Here is a 3,096-nt window from a genome sequence, read left to right on the forward strand (position 1 = left end):
AATAAAAAACTAATTTTAAAAAAGTGTTTAAAATATAAAAAAAGTAAGAAAGTTAATTATTCAAGGTTTGGATAATTAGGACTTTCATTAGTAATTATAAGATCATGTGGATGTGATTCTTTAATACCACTTTGAGTAATTCTTACAAATCTTGCAACTTTTTTCATAGTTTCAATATCTTTAGCACCACAGTAACCCATAGATGCTTTTAATCCACCAACTAATTGGAAGATAACATCAGATACAGTACCTTTATAAGGAACTACTCCTTCAACTCCTTCAGGAACTAATTTAGTATGTTTCATATTTCCTTTAACTTCTTGGAAGTATCTGTCAGCTCCTCCACCGAAACCACCAGTCATAGCACCCATTGAACCCATTCCACGGTAAGATTTATATTTTTTACCATTCATTACAGTGAGTTCACCAGGAGATTCATAAGTTCCTGCAAGTAATTTACCAAGCATTACACAATCTGCACCTGCACCAATAGCTTTAGCAATATCACCAGAATATCTTAATCCACCATCAGCAATAACTGGAATTCCATAATCTTTAGCAACATCAGCAACATCAGAAACAGCAGTAAGTTGAGGTACACCAACACCAGCTACAATCCTAGTAGTACAAATTGAACCTGGACCAATACCTACTTTAAGTGCATCTGCACCATTTGCAATTAAATCTTCAGCAGCTTCGGCAGTAGCAATATTACCTACACATAATTCTGCATCTAAATTTTCTTTCATAGTTTTAACAAATTTAACTACATTTAAATTATGAGCATGAGCACAATCAATAGAAACAATATCTGCACCAGCTTCATCTAAAGCCATAGCTCTTTCAAGATCAAATGGTCCTGCAGCAGCAGCTACTAATAAATTTCCATCTTTATCTCTTGCTGCACTAGGATATTTTTTATGATTAAGAATATCACGAATAGTTACAATACCAACAAGTTTACCATCATTTAAAACAGGAAGTCTTTCAACTTTATGTTCATATGCAATATCTAAAGCTTCTTCAGCAGAAGTATTTTCATCAATAGTAACAACATCTGAAGTCATTACTTCACTTACTTTTCTATCATTACCAGATTTCATTAATGGATTAACATCCCTACGACTAATAATACCAATAATAGTATCTCCATCCATAACAGGTAATCCACTAATAGACTGATCATCCATGAGTTTTTGAACTTCATGAACTGTTGAATCAGGAGTAATAGTAACTACATCACGAATAGTAATGTCTTCAGCCATTTTAACTTTTTTAACTTCTTCAACTTCTTGTTCTAATGTTTTATTCCTATGAATAACACCAATTCCACCTTCTTGTGCAAGAGCAATTGCAAGTTCAGATTCAGTTACATTATCCATAGCTGCACTCATAATAGGAATATTAAGTTTTATTCTATCACTTAATCTAACACTAGTATCTACCTGTTTAGCCTCTACAGGAGATGCATTAGGCATTAGAAGAAAGTCATCATATGTATATCCTCTTTTTGCATTTTGTATTTTTTCTGAAAACATTATTTTCACCGAATAAATAATAAATTTAATTGTAAAATATATAAAAAGTTATTAGAATTTAAATAAAAAATATAAAAAAATTACAATTTATATTAATATAGAATTATATTAATATAGTCTAAAAAAATAACTCTTTATAATATATAAAAAAATATCATGTATAATATAATTATAAATGTTATGTCTTTTATTTAATATAAATTTATTGTTTTTTTAATAAAATTTCATATAAATTAGTCTAATATCTTAAATTAAGAAATAAAATATAATAAATTAAAGTATGAATATTTTTTAAATTTTAAGAAATATAAAAATACAAAAAACAATAATAAAACACAGTTTTAAAATAAAATTATAAAAAATTCAGAAAAATAAAAACAAGACAAGTAAAATATAAACTTAACAGAAAATATCATCATAAAAAACAGATAAACAAAATCTCAAAAAACCAAATAAAAATATAAAATTAAAAATTTAGTTAAATGAATCAACTAAATCTTTTAATGCTTTAACTGCAGTTCTATCAATATGACCAGTGTTTCTGTCTCCATCAACACATGCTGCACCACGAATACCAACTACATCACAATTTAAATCATATAATGGTTTTAATTGTTCTTTTTTAACTGAACCTGCAAGAGCTGTTTTTAAATTGTATTCTTGAGCTTCAGCAACCCATTTTTCAAGATCTTCCATTGTCATGAAATCAAATAATGTTTTTCCATCTTTAACTGCAGTATCTAACATTGCTAAATCTGCACCAGAATCACGAGCTACTTTAGGTATATCCCAAGGTGAAACTGCTCCAACTCTATCAGCATCTGCATAACCTGCTGCAACAACAATTGTATCAGGAGATTCATCTTTAACAGTTTTTACAACATTTTTCATAACTTCAAAAGCTTGTTCATAATTTTGAGTACCATATAAACCTACTTTAATGTAATCTGCACCAGATACAAGTGCACCTAAACTAGCAAGAGAAACAGTACCTGGTTTGTATGGAACATCCCCAATAGTTGCAGATACTAACTTATCAGAAGGAGTAATACTTCTAATATCTTTAATAACCCAAGGGAAATTTGCTCCAAGGGAACCTTCTTTAGGATTTTTTACATCTACAATATCTGCTCCACCTTCAATAGCTTCTATAGCTTCTTCATGATTAATTGGACTTATTAATAAAAGCAATATATTATCCTCCAAGTATTATTATTTACTATTAATTACAAATATTCAAAAAATAACAATATTTTAAACATTTATAATACATTCATTAAATACCGACTAAATAATTAATATAATATTGATATAAATTAATAAAATATTACTATTATCATTTATTAATTAAAATTATATGAATATACATTTATAAATCTTTTGTCTTGATAATAAAATTAGATAAATCTTAAACTAATTTAATAAAATGTATAAATAATTTATTAAGTAAAAAAATATAACTAAATAAATTAATCTAAAAAATATAAATTTATAAGTATTTAATATGTAAAAAAACTAGTTTAAATAATAATTTTTTATACACAAGTTAATAATATAT

The 3,096-nt window shown here is 26.9% G+C and carries 2 protein-coding genes; both read right to left on the reverse strand.

The features are described 5' to 3' along the window. Positions 1 to 56: 56 nt before the first annotated feature. Entirely contained in the window at positions 57 to 1,538 is a 1,482-nt protein-coding gene (gene guaB, locus BGI41_RS07410; protein WP_088540048.1) for an IMP dehydrogenase, read from the reverse strand. 474 nt (positions 1,539 to 2,012) lie between these two features. After that, positions 2,013 to 2,729 (reverse strand): (5-formylfuran-3-yl)methyl phosphate synthase, encoded by a 717-nt coding sequence (locus tag BGI41_RS07415; RefSeq protein ID WP_088540050.1) that lies wholly within the window; start codon positions 2,727 to 2,729, stop codon positions 2,013 to 2,015. Between the last annotated feature and the right edge of the window lie 367 nt (positions 2,730 to 3,096).

This window comes from Methanobrevibacter sp. 87.7 (assembly GCF_002208625.1).
Taxonomy (GTDB): domain Archaea; phylum Methanobacteriota; class Methanobacteria; order Methanobacteriales; family Methanobacteriaceae; genus Methanarmilla.

Bases quoted from the DNA above. Each gene is read 5' to 3' on its own strand.
- guaB (WP_088540048.1), bottom strand. From the start codon at position 1,538: ATGTTTTCAGAAAAAATACAAAATGCAAAAAGAGGATATACATATGAT.